Raw genomic sequence first — 16,273 nt, forward strand, 5'->3', positions numbered from 1 at the left:
AGCGGATGCGAGCACTCGCCGCGGGGCGGATTGTCACGCTGGCTTGCGTTGCGGCGGCTTTCGGGATCGGTCTGTCCGCCCTCGCTTGAGAGTGACCGACCCCGGAACGAACTCGGCTGTAGCTCCCCCCGACACGGAACAAGCAGGCAGCACCCCCCATGAACTCCAGGCAAAGGCGGCGCGATGAGCGCCGCTTTTGTCGTTGATCGGCTCGCGGATCTCAGCGCCTATGCGCGCGCACTGCTGCTTGCTCCGTACGATCCGGTCGCACTGCCGATCCGTGCCGAGCTCTTCGGGGCCCAACGCTTCGAGCAGCACGGCCACAGCCTGGCACGCGCCCAGGTGCTCGAAGTCGATCCTCGCCGCGCGCGCGAGGGAGCGCCTTTTTTTCCGCGGGTGGACGAAAACCTCGAATCGCTGCGCAATGCGTTCGACTACATCGCGTTGATCTCGCGGAGCGGGCGCTACGTATCTCCCGCGGCCGAATGGCTGCTCGACAACTTCCACCTCGTGGAAGCACAACTGCAGCAGATCAATGAAGGCGTGCCGCGCAGCTACTACGCGCGCCTGCCCAAGCTCGCCACGCCGCCCCTTGCCGGCCTGCCGCGGGTCTACGGCATCGCGTGGGCCTATGTGGCGCATACCGACAGCGTGCTCAACAAATCGCTGTTCACTGCTTTCCTCAACGCGTATCAGGACATCGACGAGCTCACTCTGGGCGAGCTCTGGGCGCTGCCCACCACGCTGCGCGTGGTGCTGCTCGAAAACCTGCGCCGCGTGGCGGAAAGCATTGCGGAGAACAAGGTCGCACGCGAGATAGCACATGCCGTCTGGGACGCTGCCCCGCATCTCTCGACGCAAGACCTGGACGCGGTGTATCGCGCATTGCAAAGCCACAACCTGCAAGACGCCTACCTCACGCAGCTTTGGCAGCGCCTGCCGGTGGAGCACGATGAAAGCATGCCCGCGCTGGTGCGCTGGACCGAGCAGCACTGCCCCAACGGGCCGGCGCTGATCGGCGAGGCGCAAAACGCGCAGGCCGCTGCCAACCTCACCGTCGGCAACATCATCACCACGCTGCGCATGATCGGTCAGGTCGAGTGGAGCGACCTTATCGAACCCGTCAGCCGTTCGCTGCTCGTGCTGCGCGGGCTGCCGAGCTTCGCGGACGAAAGCGAACTGACGCGCCAGCAGATCACGCACGCAATGGAGCGCATCGCGCGCGACAGCGGCCGATCGGAACGCGAGGTGGCAGAGGCCGTGGTGCGACTGGCGGCTGCCGCGTCAGCCGGCGGTGCCGGCCCCTATGCCGCCTACGAGGACCGAGCCGACGGCACCGCCGGCTACTACCTCTTCGGCCGGGGGCATGCCGCGCTGGTTGCGGCGCTCCAATCCGACGCGGCGGTAGGCCACGCCGTCCGCCCGGCACGGGTGCGCCGCTTGCGCAGCCACGGCTGGCGCTTGCCTGTTTATATGCTTTCCATCGTGCTGGGTACCGTGTGGCTGCTCGCGGCCGTCGCGCACGGGCTGCCACGCCCTCGCGGCTGGACCACATTCGCCGCCTTGGCGCTACTCGCATGGCCGCTCTCGGAGGCATTGATCGCATTGGCGCAGCGCATCATGGCGGAGTCGGTGCGCGTGCAGGCGCTGCCTCGTCTCGATTTTGCGGCCGGCATTCCCGAACGGCATCGAGCCCTGGTCGTCATTCCCACGCTGCTGAGCTCGACAGCCAACAACGCGCAGCTGGCTCACAGGCTCGAGCTGCACTGGCTCGCAAACCGGGAGGAGCACGCCCAGTTTGCGCTGCTGACCGACTGGGCCGACGCGACCCAAGCCTCTCTGCCCGAAGACACGCTGCTGCTCGACGATGCCGTCGCGCGCATCGCGGCGCTCAACGCAAAATACTCCGCACCAGACGGCACGGCCCCGCGCTTTCTGCTGCTGCACCGTCCCCGCACGTGGAGTGGCACCGAAGAGCGCTGGATGGGCTGGGAGCGCAAGCGCGGCAAGCTCGAAATGCTGATGCGCCTGTTGGCAACGGGCGACGCCAGCGGCTTTCTGCCGCTCGCACCGGGGCAGCAACTGGCTTCAGGCCGGACGCCCTACGTGCTGACGCTCGACAGCGACACCGGCCTGCCGCCGGGCGCGCTGCGCGATCTGGTTTCGATTGCCGCCCATCCGCTCAATGCGCCCGAGATCGATGCCGAAACCCGGCGCGTGGTAGCGGGCTTCGGCATTCTCCAGCCACGCATCGTGACGCCGTTTCCAATGCGCAGCGAGCGCTCGTTCTTTCATTGGATGTTCGCCGGCCAGTGCGGGCTCGACCCCTACGGCAGCGGCGCCTCCGACATCTACCAGGACGTGTTCGGCAGCGGCTCCTTCACCGGCAAGGGCCTGCTGAATGTGCGCGCCGTGCATGCTGCGCTCGACAACCGCCTGCCAGAAGACACCGTGCTGAGCCACGACCTGCTCGAAGGCACTGTGGCGCGCTGTGCCATGGTGAGCGACGTGGTGCTGATCGAAGACCACCCGCACCACTGCGGCGTGGCCGCATCGCGCGTGCACCGCTGGGTGCGCGGCGACTGGCAGCTGCTGCCGCTGTTGTGGCGCGCCAGGCACTTCGGCATCGATGCGCTCGGCCTGTGGAAGATGGCCGACAACCTGCGCCGCGCGCTGGTGGTGCCCGCATCTGCCGCGCTGCTGGTGCTCGTCATCTTCACGCAGGCCATGCCGCTTGGATGGGCGCTGGGCGCGGTTGCGTCCGCGCTCACGCTCGGGCCGCTGCTCGGTGCTCTGGCCGGGCTGGTGCCGACACGCCGCGCCATCGAGTTGCGCCACTTCTTCGACGTAGGCGCTGTCGAGTTGCTGCGAGCCACGGCCGGTGCGGCCTGGCAGTTCGTGCAACTGGCGGCGCAGACCCGCCTGATGCTCGAGGCGATCTTCCTCGCAACGTGGCGGCTGACCGTGAGCCGCAGGCATTTGCTCCAATGGACCACGACCGCGCAGGCCGAGGCGCAGTCGAGCCAGCAGTTGCCGCCCTTCCTTCGCAATGCAGCAGTCAGCAGCGTCCTTTGCCTGGCCCTGGCCGCGGCGGCTGCGCGCTGGAGCGCCTATCCCCTGGGCGGACCGCTGCTGTTCCTCGTCTGGGCGCTGGCGCCGTTTGCAGCCTGGTGGAGCAGCCGTGTCGATGCGCGGGTGCTCGATCCGCTGAGCACCGCGCAGCGCAGCTACCTTGAGAAACTGGCGCACGACACCTGGCGCTTCTTCGAGCACGTGGTCGGCCCGGACGACAACCACCTGCCGCCCGACAACCTGCAACTCGAGCCGCAGCCGACCATCGCCCACCGCACCTCGCCGACCAACGTGGGCATGTACCTGCTGGCCGCCTGCTGCGCACGCGAGTTCGGCTGGATCGACACCGCGGCGCTGCTCGCACGCATTACCGCCACGCTCGACACCATCGACCGCATGCCAAAGCACAGCGGCCACCTCTTCAACTGGTACGACACGCAAACGCTGCAGCTGCTGCCGCCGGCCTACGTCTCCAGCGTGGACAGCGGCAACTTCGCGGGCCACCTGGTGGCCGTGGCCCAGGCGTGCCGGGCCTTCGCCGCGGAAGGCTGCCAGAACCACGAGAAACCTGCGCTGGAAGCACTGGCGCAGCGCTGCGACGCGTTGCATACCGGCATGGATTTCAGCGGCCTCTACGACGCGAAGCGACACCTGTTCCACATCGGCCTGCGCGTCGAGGAGAACATGCTCGATGCAAGCTACTACGACCTGCTGGCCTCCGAGTCTCGGTTGCTGAGCTTCCTGGCGATTGCCAAGGGCGACGTACCCCGCCGCCACTGGATGGCGCTGGGCCGGCCATTCCTGCTGGTGGGCTTCCAGCCCGGCCTCAAGTCATGGTCCGGCTCGATGTTCGAGTACCTCATGCCCGCACTCGTGATGTCGGAGCCCGTGGACGGCCTGCTGCAGGTGGCCAACACCGCGGCCATCGCCGAGCAGCAGGCCTTCGGCCGTTTGCTGAACCTGCCCTGGGGCGTGTCGGAGTCAGCCTACTTTGGGCAGGACCATTCGCTGGCCTACCAGTACTCGCCCTTCGGCGTGCCGCGCCTCGCGCTGCGCCGCACGCCCGCCACAGACCGCGTGGTGGCGCCCTATGCAAGCGCCATGGCCGCCGTGCTTGCACCGGCCGCCGCGGTGGTCAACCTGGAACTGCTCGAATCGCTGGGCGCGCGCGGCGAGTTCGGCTTTCACGACGCGGTCGATTTCACCACCTCGCGCCAAGCCGCGGGCCAGGACTTCACCGTGGTGCGCAACTTCATGGCGCACCACCAGGGCATGTCGCTCGTGGCGCTGTGCCACGTGCTCCGCGGGGCGGCCCCGCGCCGCTGGTTCGGCAGCGCCGCGCTGGTGCAGGCGCACGAGTCTCTGCTGCACGAACGCACGCCGCGGCAGATCATCGGCAGCGCCGACCCGCGCACGCCGCCCGAACCCAGCCAGACAGAACTGGCGCCGCTGTTCCAGCCCCGTGCGGTCGACCCGACTGGGCCCGGCTTCCAGCCCACGCACCTGCTGTCGAACGGGCGCTACACGGTGGCCCTGCGCGCCAACGGCGCGGGCGTGAGCCGCTGGCACGCGTTCAACGTGACTCGCTGGCGCGACGATCCGCTGCGTGACAGCCACGGCACCTTTTTTTACCTGCGCAGTATCGAAAAAGATGGCGGCCGGCACGAACGCGCGCCGCTTACTTCGCTCACCGCATTGCCCGCGCCAGGCGCAGGCTGGAGCTACCGCACCCGCTTTCTTGCCGAGCAGGTGCAGTTCGATGCGGCCGGCGACGGTTTGCAGGTGCGCACCACGGTGCTCATCAGCCCAGAAGACGACACAGAGCTGCGCAACATCACGCTGCACAACACTGGCGAAGAAAGCCGCACGCTCGAGCTTGTCTCGTATTTCGAGCCGGTGCTGTCGAACCCCAAGGCCGACGAGGCGCATCCGGCGTTTGCCAACCTGTTCGTCGAATCGCGCTGGGAACCCGCATGGCGCGCGCTGCTCATGGCGCGCAAGCCGCGGCTGCATGGCGACCCCGTCGTGGCCGCCGTGCACTTTCTTGCCTCGGTCGATGCGCATGTACTTTCTGTCGATTGCATGACCGACCGTCGCGCCTTCATCGGCCGCAACCGCTCTCTCGCGAGCCCCGCGCTCGATGCGCAGCCGCTCGCGGCCGACGGTACGCCGGTGAACGGGCTCGATCCCATCGCGTGCCTGCGCGTACGCCTTTCAATTGCGCCGGGCGCTACTGCGCGCCTGTGCTTCGCGACCGCCGCCGATGAAAGCATCGAGGCGCTGATGCCCAGGATCGACCGATATCTGGAGCCGATGCATGTCGAGCGCGCCACACGCATGGCCGCCACGCTGGCGCAGGTGCGGCTGCGCGACCTGAGCATTGCACCCTCGCAGACCTTCGCGCTGCAAGACCTGACGACGATCCTCACCTACACCACGTCGCGCGTGATGAAAGACCGCGGACTCGTCGACCTGCGGCAGCTGTGGCGCTTCGGCATTTCGGGCGACAAACCCATCATGCTGGTCGCCATTCACTCGATGATCGGCATGGGGCTCATCAACGCACTGCTGCGCGCGCAGCCGTGGTGGGGCTTCGGCGGCGTGGCCTGCGACCTGGTGGTGCTCAACAGCGAGCCGAACTCTTATCTCATGCCGCTGCAGCGCGAAATAGAAGCCCTGCGCCTGCGCGTTGCGCACCAGACTCAGAACAGTTTTCCGCGCAACGACTCGGCGGGCTTCTACCTGCTGCGCGATCACGAGTTGGCAGCTTCGGAGAAGGCCGCGCTCTCCAAGCTGGCACGCGTGGTGTTTACTGCCGACGGCCGCTCGCTCGAGATGCAGGTGGCGGCATTACACGAAGCGCGCGTTGTCGCGGCAGCCGACGGATCGGAGATGCCGGCGGCGTTGCCCGCCGTCGCGCTGCTGGCGCAACCCGGGCCGGCCCTTTCCGCTCAAACGCCGGTTGGAAGCTTCGATGCAGAAAGCGGTGAGTTCCGCTTCGAGGTCGACGCCGGCCACCGGACGCCACGCCCATGGATCAACGTGATTGCCAATGCCAGCTTCGGCTTCCAGGTGTCCGAATGGGGCGCCGGCTTTACCTGGGCCGGCAACAGCCGCATGCACCAGGTCACGCCGTGGTCGAACGACCCCGTACAAGACCCTGCCTTCGAGCACTACCTGCTGCAAGACCTCGCCACCCGCAACCTGCTGCCGCTTACGCCGTCCGGCCAGGGCGCCACGCATGAAGGCCAAGTGAGCCACAGGGTGCGCCATGGCCAGGGCTATACCGTCTTCGAATGCCGCCAAGACAACCTGGCCCTCGAGACCACCTTCTTCGCAGCCCGCGACGACGCCGTCAAGCTGGTGCACGTTCGGGTGCGCAACGAAGGCCCTGGCCAGCGCCGCCTGCGCGCACTTGGCATGGTCGAATGGCAGCTTGGCGCCGCGCGCGGCGAACGGCGGACGGTTCACTGCTGGAAGCCCGACGACGAGCCCGCGGTGTTCGGCCAGCAGCGTGAATCGAGCGCAGGCTTCGGCGGCAGCACGGCTTTCCTGCTGTTGGCTGGGGCGTCCAGCGCCACTCAGTGGACCTGCGACCGGAACGAGTTCTTCGCTGGCCGCGGCATCGTCGAAGTGCCCGACACCCTGGCGCAGCGCGCAGGCGGCGGGCTCGATGCCTGCGCTGCCATCGCGGGCGACTTCGTCATCGGTGCAGGCGAGACGGCGGAGTTCAGCTTCGTGCTCGGCCATGCCGCCAGCGCCGATGCGGCGATGGAGCTCGCACGCCGCTGGTGCGAGCGCGACGTACCCGACGCCCTGGCACAGGCGCGCGGCTTCTGGAACGAGTTGCTGGGCCGCCTGCAAGTGCGCACGCCCGATCCGCTGTTCAACGCCATGGTCAACCGCTGGCTCGTCTATCAGACGCTGGTCTGCCGGCTCTGGTCCAAAGCCGGCTTCTACCAGGCCGGTGGCGCCTTCGGTTTTCGCGACCAGCTGCAAGACGCAATGGCCTTTGCACTCACCGATCCGTCGCGGCTGCGTGAGCAGATCCTGGTCAATGCAGCGCGCCAGTTTCCTGAAGGCGACGTGCAGCACTGGTGGCACATGCCCGGCGGCGCCGGCGTGCGCACGCATTTTTCGGATGACCTGCTGTGGCTTCCCTTTGCGATTGCGCACTATGTCGAGGTGAGCGGCGATACAGCGTTGCTCGATCGCATGGCCGGTTTCATCGAAGGCCCCGCCATCCCCGACGGTGCCGAAGACGCCTACTACGCACCGCAGCAGAACGGCCGAATGGCCACTGTGTTCGAGCACGGCGCACTTGCCATCGACCGCAGCCTGGCGACGGGCGTGCACGGCCTGCCGCTGATGGGCACCGGCGACTGGAACGACGGCATGAACCGCGTCGGACATGAAGGCCGCGGCGAATCGGTGTGGCTTGCATGGTTCCTGTGCAGGGTGGTCGAGCAGTTCGCGCCGCTTGCAGAGGCACGCGGCGAACACGAACGCACCGCCCGGTGGAACGAGGCCCGGCGCGGCTGGATCGCCGCGCTGCACGACGCGGGATGGGACGGCGCCTGGTTCCGCCGCGCCTTCTTCGACAACGGCGCATCGCTCGGTTCGTCGGCCAACGACGAGTGCCGCATCGACCTGATCGCGCAGGCCTGGTCGGTGCTGTCGGGCGCCTCGGACGACGCGCACACCGAACCGGCAATGGCCGCCGTCAGGGAGCGCCTGCACGACAAGCCGGCCGGCCTGCTGCGCCTGCTGACACCACCCTTCGCCCGCTCGCCCAACAACCCGGGCTACATCCAGGCTTACCCGCCGGGCGTGCGCGAGAACGGCGGGCAGTATTCGCATGGGGCCGTGTGGGCGCTCATGGCTCAGGCACTACAGGGCGACAACGAAGCGGCCTGGCAGAGCTTCGAAGGCTTGAGCCCGGCGCACCGCACTGCGCATCCTGACCGCGGGCCCGCCTACGAACTGGAGCCCTACGTGATGGCCGGCGACATCTACAGCGCGGCGCCCTATGTGGGGCGCGGCGGCTGGAGCTGGTACACCGGCTCCGCCGCATGGCTGCACCGCGCCTCGGTTGAAACACTGCTGGGCCTGTGCGTGAAAGGCCGCATGCTCTCGCTCACGCCGCGCGTTCCCGCACACTGGCCGGGCTTCGAGATCGCGCTGCGACTTGGCGAGCAGCGGCTAGTTTTGCAGTGGAGGCCCGGCGAAGAGGACGCCGCGCCGACGCACCGCCTGTTGGCGGGTGAATGGCTGGATTGGCGCTCGCTGCCGCCCGATGCGGTCGTGCGGGTCGTGGTCGGCCACTGAACGAATCCTCACGGCAGTGCAACCCTTGCATCACGACCATGATGAAGGTGGCCCGCAAGCACCGGGGGTTGAGCGGTAGCGTCTCGCCCTATGCCGATGGCGGGCTGTTCAGCCTTGCGGCACCGGGCAGGCTTGTAGGCCTTCTGACGGCGGCTGGGTATGCCGAGGTCGCTGTGCAATCGCTTGCAGTGCCATTCGAACTCCCCGATGCCGCTGCCTACGTCGCCTTCGTTCGAAGTTCGGGTTCGTGTTCGCCGATCATGGAAGTCCTCGCGCCGCTGGATGCAAAGGCCAGGGAGTCGGCTTGGCGAGAAGTGGAGGAAGCACTTGAGCAATTTCGTGGCGAACTGAGATTCGGCATCGCCCGACGTCCCGAAGCTGTGTGCCTGCATCGGATCGTGCGGGAGCTCCTGCGCATTGCGCGGGTCCGGCCCTGGGATGTGCAGGCAGCGCTGCGACATGGCGATCTGCGTGCCCAGTTCAAAGCGCGCGGCACACCCATCGGCGATTTCGACGAGACGGTCGCGGTCGGCGCCGCCATAGTGACGGACACACGAAGCATTTTGCGCACGTGCCTGGCCTGGTGCTGGATAGCTGGCTTCGCGCGCCGACCGGACGCTGAACCGGCGGCGGGCGATCGGGCTGACCGGCCTCGCGCCAGATGACTTCGAAACGCACGATGTGCATGAACGGAAGAACGATTGCGAGGCGACCGAGCTTCGCGCTCAAAGGCGCTTGGCGGACAACTCCCCCTCGAAGCGCCGCGCCCGCGTCAATACCGCCTCGGACAGAAGCAGAGAAATACGAACTCCGCATGCACGGCCAGCACCCAGCTGGTCGCAGCGCCCTGGACGATCCTGCCTGTCACGGCCAGACCGGCACGGCAGCTGGAGGCTCGATGTGCTACATGTGTGCTACAGTTACAGCACTGCCAACTCATGAGGTCCATCCACATGTCGACCACGACCATCCGCCTTGACGATGAGCTCAAGGCCCGCATCGCGGCTGCGGCTGCGAGGTCGGACAAATCTTCGCATGCGTTCATCCTGGACGCGCTGTCCGACATGGTCGAGCGCAGCGAATTGGACGAGGAACTGCATCGAATCGCAGACAAGCGATGGGCTGCGTTGCAGCGCACCGGCGAGTCGGTCGCTTGGGAGGATGCTGCCGCCTACTTGAAGGCACGCGCGGCCGGCAAAAAGGTTCGCCGGCCTTCGGCGCGCAGGCCCGGGCCCTGACCGACCCATGGTCCGCATCGAGCTGGCGCCGGAGGTTCTGGATGACATCGACCGCTTCATCGACCATCTGGAAGAACATGAGGCCGCCGACGTGGCGAATCGGATCGCGGAGATTCTCGAGGCCATCCAGATCCTTTCGCGCAGCCCGCTGATCGGCCGCCCCGTCGCAGGTGGAAAGCGCGAGCTGATCATCGGCAAGGGCAACCGCGGCTATATAGCGCTGTACCGTTATCTGGCCGGGATCGAAACCGTCTTCATCCTGGCACTGCGAGCCCAGCGGGAGTCCGGGTTCAAGCACTGAAGGGCCGCCCGCCCGCGCCTTCGATCTCGCGCTTCGAACGCCGCTCACTCTCTCCTCCCGCGCTCGCTTCGACCGACGGACCACAGGACCGAGTCGATCGATCCCGCACCCAGCGCGCGCCTTCCACGGAATAGTCAATATCTTCGAGGGTAGGAACCGAGAAGCCGGAACTCCGCATGCTCGGTGAGCAACCTCGCGATCTCGGGCTGTGAGGCATGACCCACGATATCGATGACATAGCGGTGTCCATCCAGTGATCGCTTGCCCGGACGTTCGTAGACGGCCAGGACCCGGGCCGATCGCGCGAGCGCCTGCAGCGACCGCTGAAAGCCTTCTTCGTCGACGGTCAGCAGCAGCGTCGTCTTGTCATGCCCGCTGGGTGCCGGAATCGCATGCCCCAGCACCCACCAGCGTGTCGTGTTGTGCGGCCCCTCCTCGATGCCGCTGACGATCGGCGTGAGGCCGTAGAGGCGGGCCGCGCCGGGCGGTCCCATGGCCGCCATGCCCGGCCCGGTCCCTTCTGCCACGGACTTCGCCGCGGCGCCGCCGCTGGCCGCGGGCTGGCGTACGACGTCCGGCATCTCCAGATCGAGCCAGGGCTTGACCTCCTCCAGCGCCACGGGGTGCGCCAGCACCGTGCGGATGTCCTCCCTGCGGGTGCCGGGCTTGGCCAGCAGGCTGTAACCCAATGCCTTCGGGTACTCGCCCACCACCTGCACGGTCTCGAGCGCCAGCACGTCGTCCAGATAGGGCGTGGCCCCGACCACCGACGTCGTGGCGGGCACGCAGGCCTTGGCGACGGTTTTCGCGCGCAGGGCCTCGAAGAGCGCCTGCCTGTCGAGCGCGACCAGGTGCGTGTCGCCGAACAGGTCCATGCAGGCCTGATGGGTCCAACTGCCCGCCGGACCCAGGTAGGCGATCTGGGCGCTGGTGATCGAAGAGACGCCCATGGCGAGCGTGGCCATCGTGACGGCGCACAGGGAAAGGGTTTTCATGAATTGGAGCGGCAAGGACAACGGAAATACCGATGAAACGAAGCGCGCCGACCTCCACCGCGCACTCCATCGCATCGCGATCCCGGCGCTGGAAGCCCGCACGTCTTCACGACGGGAAGCGCGATGATCCGGACGGCGGGCCCACCCGGCAACGCTTGCGCGACATGCACTTTTCCGCACAGCTTTTTCGATGAGAATTCCGAGCGCCCACCGCCGCGGCATTGCGTGACGCGCAACCTGCTGCCTCCGAGTGCACCCAGGCAGGATCTGCAAAAAGCGCCCCTGGAGGCTTCCCTGGCACGGGAGCCCGACCGCGCGGCCAGCGGCGTCCGCAACTGCCGCGGACACAGAACCTGATCATCCTGGCCCATTCCGAGCATCTTGAAGAACGCGAGTTCTATCTGCGCATGGCCGTCCAAGAGCGATGGGACGCACGCGAACTCGGGCGGCTGTTGCGCCTGGCGGCTTTCCTGCACCTCGCCTTGCGTGGAGACAGTGATGCGGCGAAACAGAGGGATCGATCGAGGCGACAACGAGAGCGAGAAAAAACCAGCGCCGCCAGCTGCGCCGGTGGCGGCCGGGCAATCACCCCCTGATCGTGACGTGCGTGTGGAAGCGGTCCGAAGGTCCGCGCAGGATCTGGAATTCGAAGGGCCTCCCCTTCTTGTCGTAGCCAATGCGCATGACGTCGACCAGCGCAGAGCCGATGGCCACGTCGAGCAGCTTCGCCAGCGAGACGTCGGCCAGCGTGGCGCGGGTGACCATCTCTATGCGGTCGTAGCGGATGCCCTCAGTCTGCAGCAGTTCGGTCAGCGCGGCGCGGCCGAAGTCGGCCTTGGCGAAACGCCGCCCGACGTCCTCCGTCAGGTAGACCACGCTGTGCAGGATCGGCGTGCGCCCGGTCACCCGCACGCGCACCACCTTCAGCACTACTGTGCCCTCCTCCAGCTGCAACGCCGTCGCCACGTCGAGCGGCGCGGGCACGAAGCCGAATTCCTTGACGCTGGGCGTGCTGCGCGAGCGGCGCTCGGCCATGGCCTCGAGAAACGCGTTCATCGGCATCGGCAACGGCGCCGATGCGAACGGCACCGACAGGTAAGTGCCACGGCCGCGTTGCCGCTTGAGCAGGCCCCGCGCCTCGAGCGACTGCAGGGCACGCCGCACCGTTACGCGCGAGACGCCGTATTGCGCACGCAGGTCTTCTTCGGTGGGCAACTGGTCGCCGTCACGCAGCCTGCCGCTGGCCACCATGTCTTCAATCATGGTGGTGATCTGGTGATGCAGCGCGACGCCCGGTTGCCGATTGAGGTCCATTCGGAAATCTTAACGGCTGACGATGCCGCACCTTGCGTATTGTATTGATGTCAATACAATAATACCAAGCCGCCGTTGGACGGCCGCAAATCATGGAACACCGCATGGCAGGCCGCACACTCTTCGACAAGATATGGGACACCCATGTGGTGGCGGACCTGGGAGACGGCTTCTCCTTGCTGCACGTGGACCGCCACCTGGTCAGCGACCCCGGCAGCAAGGCGCTGGCTGCGCTGCGCCAGCGCGGGCACGCGGTACGCAACCCGGAACTCACCTTCGCGACGCCCGACCACACGGTCTCCACCGCCCCGGGGCGCACCGGCCACACGGCCAACGCATTGCGCTACCTCAAGGACCTGCGCCACGAGACCCAGGCGCAGGGCATCCGGCTGTTCGATCTCGGGCAACCTGGCCAGGGCATCGTGCACGTGGTCGGCCCCGAGTTGGGGCTGACCTTGCCGGGCGCTTCCATCGTCTGCAGCGACAGCCACACCTGCACCCACGGCGCCCTCGGAGCGCTGGCGTTCGGCATCGGCGCCACCGAGTTCCAGCACGTCGCGGCCACGCAGACAATCGTCCTGCAGCGCCCGCGCCAGATGCGCATCTGGTTCGATGGCACCCTGCCGCAGGGCGCGAGCGCGAAGGACCTGATCCTGCATACCATCGGTCGCCTCGGCGCGACGGGCGCCTCGGGCTGCGCGGTCGAATACGCGGGCCCCGCCATCGATGCACTCGACATGGAAGCGCGCATGACGGTGTGCAACCTCTCGGTGGAAATGGGCGGGCGCTTCGGCATCATCGCGCCCGACGCGCGCACCTTCGACTACCTGCGCGAACGCCCCTATGCACCGACCGGCGCGCTTTGGGAACGGGCGGTGGCGCAATGGAGTGTGCTGCGCGGTGACGACGACGCGGTGTTCGACCGCGAGGTGCGCATCGACGCCTCTGGCGTCGGCCCGCAGATCACTTGGGGCGTGAGTCCGCAGGATGTGCTCGATGTCGGCGACGCCGTACCCGCGCCCGTTGGCCCGACCCAGCAAGCCGCGCTCGAGTACATGGGCCTTCGCGCCGGCGATCCGATCGCGGGCACGCCCATCGATTGGGTTTTCATCGGCTCGTGCACCAACGCGCGGATCTCGGATCTGCGCCTCGCCGCGGCCGTGGTGCGGGGCCGCCGCGTGGCCGCAGGCGTGAAGGCCTGGGTCGTTCCCGGATCCGAACTCGTCAAGCGTGCGGCGGAGGACGAAGGGCTCGATCAGGTGTTCCGCGATGCGGGCTTCGAATGGCGCGAGTCGGGCTGCTCGCTGTGCGTGGCCGGCAACGGCGAGGCGGTGCCGCCCGGGCAACGCGCGGTGTCGACCTCGAACCGCAACTTCGTCGGACGCCAGGGCCCGGGCGCGCGCACACACTTGGCAAGCCCCCAGATGGCCGCGGCCGCCGCCGTTGCAGGCTGCATCGTCGACCACCGGACCCTGGAGCAGCACGCATGACACCCTTCACCGTGTTACATGCCGTGGCCGCGCCGCTGCTGCTCGACAACATCGACACCGACACAATCATCCGCGTCGAGCCGCTTTTCGGGGGCGTGCCGCGCGACGAGTTGGGACCGCACGCGCTCGCAGCCCTGCGCTTTCGCGCTGACGGCACCGAAGACCCCGGATTCGTGCTCAATCGCCCACCATACCGCGAAGCACGCATCCTGCTTGCAGGCGACAACTTCGGCTGCGGCAGTTCGCGCGAGGGCGCCGTGTGGGCGCTCATGGCGCTGGGCCTGCGCTGCATCGTGGCGCCGAGCTTCGGCGACATCTTCCATGGCAATTGCTTCCAGAACGGCCTGCTGCCGGTCAAGTTGCCGCGCGCACAGGTGGAGGCACTTGCACATGCGGTGGCGCACTCCCCCACTGCGCTCATGACCATCGACCTTGGCACGTGCACCGTGCAGGCGCCAGGCATGGCCGCGTTGCCCTTCGACCTGCCCGCGCGGCGTCGCGAAGGACTGCTGCGCGGACTGGACGACCTCGAACTGACGCTGGCGCGCAGCGCTGAGATCGACGCGTTCCAGGCCCGCGACGCGCAGTCGCGGCCATGGATCTATCTGAAAACAAAGGAGACACCGTGACCCGCTCCCCTTCCCGGCCATCGCGCCGCATTGCGCTACGCACCGCCGCGTTGCTGGGCGCTTGCACACTGCTGCCGCGCCATGCGCTCGCGGCCGACTTTCCGGCCCGCCCCGTGCGCATGGTCGTCCCACTGCCGCCGGGCGGCGCCACCGACGTGGTCGGCCGACTGATGGCACAAAAGCTCGGCGAGCTCTGGAAGCAAAGCGTGATCGTCGACAACAAGCCTGGCGCCGGCACCATCGTCGGCACGCAGGCCATCGCTCGCGCACCGGCCGATGGCTACACCTTCGGCATCGTGATCAGCGCTTTCACGATCAATCCGTCGCTACGCACCGACCTGCCCTACGACACGATCAAGGATTTCACGCCGCTGAGCCTGCTGGGTTTCCCGGTGATCGCGCTCGTGGCCATCCCCTCGTTCCCTGCCGACGACGTGAAGGGGCTGATCGAGAAGGCGCGCGCAAAGCCCGGTTCGGTCAGCTTCGCCTCGTTGGGCATCGGGACCGCAACGCAGCTAGCAGGCGAACTCATGAACGTGCGCACCAACGCGGGCATGGTGCACATCCCGTACAACGGCAGCGCGCCGGCCTACAACGACCTCTTGAGCGGGCGCGTGCCGGTCGGCTTCGTGCTGCTCGACTCGGCGCTGCCGCACGTGAAGGCCGGCAAGCTCAAGATACTGGGCATCACCAACGCGCGCCGCAGCCGCATCTATCCGGACTACCCGACCATCGGTGAGACCATTCCCGGCTATTCGCTGGAGAGCCTGTTCGGCTTCGTCGCACCAGCTGGTTTGCCGGCGCCGGTGGGGGCCAAGCTGTCGGGCGACCTCATCAAGGTGATGCAGATGCCGGATGTGCGCCAGCGGCTGGCTGAGTTGAGCGTGGAGCCGGTCGGATCCAGCGCGGCCGATTTCGCTGCAACGATCCGCAGTGAGATCACCAAGTGGGCACCGGTCGTCAAGGCTGCCGGCATCAAGGCCGAATAGGCGGTCCACGGCGCGGGGGCGGTCTGCGTCCCGAGACGAAGCTCACGCCGCGTGCAGCCGCGTCACCAGGCTGTCGGCGGCCTTGCGCAGCGCGGGCAGGAAGGTTTCGCGCACCTCTGCCAGCGTCATGCGCTCGGCGCGCACGGCGATGCTCATCGCCGCCATGACCTGGCCCGAGCGATCGAACACGGGCACGGCCATCGAGCGCACGTCCAGTTCGAGTTCGCCGTCGTTGCTGGCATAGCCCTCCGCGCGGCAACGCGCGATGAGCGCCAGCACTTCATCGGCATCGGTGACGGTGCACGGGCTCAGGCGCGGTCGCGGCATGGCATGCACGCGCCGCGCCGCTTCGTCGGGCGGCAAGCCCGCGAGCAGCACGCGCCCCAGCGCCGCGCAGTACGCCGGCAGCCGCGAGCCGATGCCCAGCCCCGTGCTCAGGCTGCGCCGCGCGGTCGAGCGCGCGATGATGATCGCGTCGTCGCCCTGCAGCATGGCCAGCGACGCCGACTCGCGCGTGCGCTCGGAAAGCGCATCGAGCAGCGGCTGCGCGAGCGACGGCGCGGGCCGCGACGCGAGGTACGCGTGCGCCACCAGCAGTGCCTTCGGAAGCATCCAGAAGCGCTTGCCGTCGCTGTCGAGATAGCCCAGCGTCTGCAGCGTGAGCAGCGAGCGGCGCGCCGATGCCGGCGAGCTCTGCGTGAGCCGCCCCACTTCCGACACCGTGAGGCGGCTGTGCTGGCGGCCGAAGCAGGTCAGCACGTCGAGGCCCTTTTGCAGCGAGGCCACGAAGTTCTTGTCGGGTGCGGCTTCTTCGCTGGGAGAACTTGACTGGTTTTTGCGCATTGCGCAAATCTAGCTTGTTGCGCACGCCCTGGCAAAGAGACACTGGAATCCCCTCGATGCACGAAGAACACGGA

The 16,273-nt window shown here is 67.6% G+C and carries 10 protein-coding genes; 7 read left to right on the top strand and 3 right to left on the bottom strand.

Annotated elements, in window-relative coordinates:
• Positions 1-183 precede the first annotated feature (183 nt).
• The 4 genes from QF040_RS07715 to QF040_RS07730 all read left to right on the top strand — a co-directional run bounded on the left by QF040_RS07715 (position 184) and on the right by QF040_RS07730 (position 9,939).
• Positions 184-8,400, top strand: a complete 8,217-nt coding sequence (locus tag QF040_RS07715; RefSeq protein ID WP_429610546.1) for a GH36-type glycosyl hydrolase domain-containing protein — start codon at positions 184-186, stop codon at positions 8,398-8,400.
• Between the two features lie 38 nt (positions 8,401-8,438).
• Complete coding sequence (locus QF040_RS07720; RefSeq protein WP_429610547.1) at positions 8,439-9,065, top strand: hypothetical protein; 627 nt, start codon at positions 8,439-8,441, stop codon at positions 9,063-9,065.
• A gap of 288 nt (positions 9,066-9,353) precedes the next feature.
• Positions 9,354-9,638, top strand: coding sequence for a CopG family ribbon-helix-helix protein (locus QF040_RS07725; RefSeq protein ID WP_307506323.1), 285 nt, complete (start codon positions 9,354-9,356; stop codon positions 9,636-9,638).
• A gap of 7 nt (positions 9,639-9,645) precedes the next feature.
• Entirely contained in the window at positions 9,646-9,939 is a 294-nt protein-coding gene (locus tag QF040_RS07730; protein WP_429610548.1) for a type II toxin-antitoxin system RelE/ParE family toxin, read from the top strand.
• 134 nt (positions 9,940-10,073) lie between these two features.
• Here QF040_RS07730 and QF040_RS07735 read toward each other — a convergent pair whose 3' ends face one another.
• Together QF040_RS07735 and QF040_RS07740 are read right to left on the bottom strand one after the other, a co-directional pair.
• Positions 10,074-10,934, bottom strand: a complete 861-nt coding sequence (locus tag QF040_RS07735; RefSeq protein WP_429610549.1) for a prephenate dehydratase — start codon at positions 10,932-10,934, stop codon at positions 10,074-10,076.
• A gap of 585 nt (positions 10,935-11,519) precedes the next feature.
• Positions 11,520-12,248: a GntR family transcriptional regulator gene (locus QF040_RS07740; RefSeq protein ID WP_429610550.1), complete on the bottom strand. Its 729-nt coding sequence runs from the start codon at positions 12,246-12,248 to the stop codon at positions 11,520-11,522.
• Between the two features lie 104 nt (positions 12,249-12,352).
• Between QF040_RS07740 and leuC the strand changes: the two genes are divergently transcribed.
• From leuC to QF040_RS07755, 3 genes are read left to right on the top strand one after another with little or no spacing between them, the layout of a single operon-like run.
• On the top strand, positions 12,353-13,738 hold the full coding sequence (gene leuC, locus QF040_RS07745) for a 3-isopropylmalate dehydratase large subunit (RefSeq protein WP_429610551.1): 1,386 nt from the start codon (positions 12,353-12,355) through the stop codon (positions 13,736-13,738).
• Entirely contained in the window at positions 13,735-14,367 is a 633-nt protein-coding gene (gene leuD, locus QF040_RS07750; protein ID WP_429610552.1) for a 3-isopropylmalate dehydratase small subunit, read from the top strand. The genes leuC and leuD overlap by 4 nt, the downstream gene beginning before the upstream one ends.
• Positions 14,364-15,356: a Bug family tripartite tricarboxylate transporter substrate binding protein gene (locus QF040_RS07755; RefSeq protein WP_429610553.1), complete on the top strand. Its 993-nt coding sequence runs from the start codon at positions 14,364-14,366 to the stop codon at positions 15,354-15,356. The genes leuD and QF040_RS07755 overlap by 4 nt, the downstream gene beginning before the upstream one ends.
• Before the next feature lie 42 nt (positions 15,357-15,398).
• Here the strand turns inward: QF040_RS07755 and QF040_RS07760 are convergent, their stop codons facing one another.
• Positions 15,399-16,199: an IclR family transcriptional regulator domain-containing protein gene (locus tag QF040_RS07760; protein WP_429610554.1), complete on the bottom strand. Its 801-nt coding sequence runs from the start codon at positions 16,197-16,199 to the stop codon at positions 15,399-15,401.
• Positions 16,200-16,273 lie beyond the last annotated feature (74 nt).

This window comes from Variovorax sp. W2I14 (assembly GCF_050435205.1).
Taxonomy (GTDB): Bacteria; Pseudomonadota; Gammaproteobacteria; order Burkholderiales; family Burkholderiaceae_C; genus Variovorax; species Variovorax paradoxus_C.

Excerpts from the sequence above, each read along its gene's own strand:
- QF040_RS07715 (WP_429610546.1), top strand. The coding sequence starts at position 184 with ATGAGCGCCGCTTTTGTCGTTGATCGGCTCGCGGATCTCAGCGCCTAT.
- QF040_RS07720 (WP_429610547.1), top strand. The coding sequence starts at position 8,439 with ATGATGAAGGTGGCCCGCAAGCACCGGGGGTTGAGCGGTAGCGTCTCG.
- QF040_RS07725 (WP_307506323.1), top strand. The coding sequence starts at position 9,354 with ATGTCGACCACGACCATCCGCCTTGACGATGAGCTCAAGGCCCGCATC.
- QF040_RS07730 (WP_429610548.1), top strand. The coding sequence starts at position 9,646 with ATGGTCCGCATCGAGCTGGCGCCGGAGGTTCTGGATGACATCGACCGC.
- QF040_RS07735 (WP_429610549.1), bottom strand. The coding sequence starts at position 10,934 with ATGAAAACCCTTTCCCTGTGCGCCGTCACGATGGCCACGCTCGCCATG.
- QF040_RS07740 (WP_429610550.1), bottom strand. The coding sequence starts at position 12,248 with ATGGACCTCAATCGGCAACCGGGCGTCGCGCTGCATCACCAGATCACC.
- leuC (WP_429610551.1), top strand. The coding sequence starts at position 12,353 with ATGGCAGGCCGCACACTCTTCGACAAGATATGGGACACCCATGTGGTG.
- leuD (WP_429610552.1), top strand. The coding sequence starts at position 13,735 with ATGACACCCTTCACCGTGTTACATGCCGTGGCCGCGCCGCTGCTGCTC.
- QF040_RS07760 (WP_429610554.1), bottom strand. The coding sequence starts at position 16,199 with ATGCGCAAAAACCAGTCAAGTTCTCCCAGCGAAGAAGCCGCACCCGAC.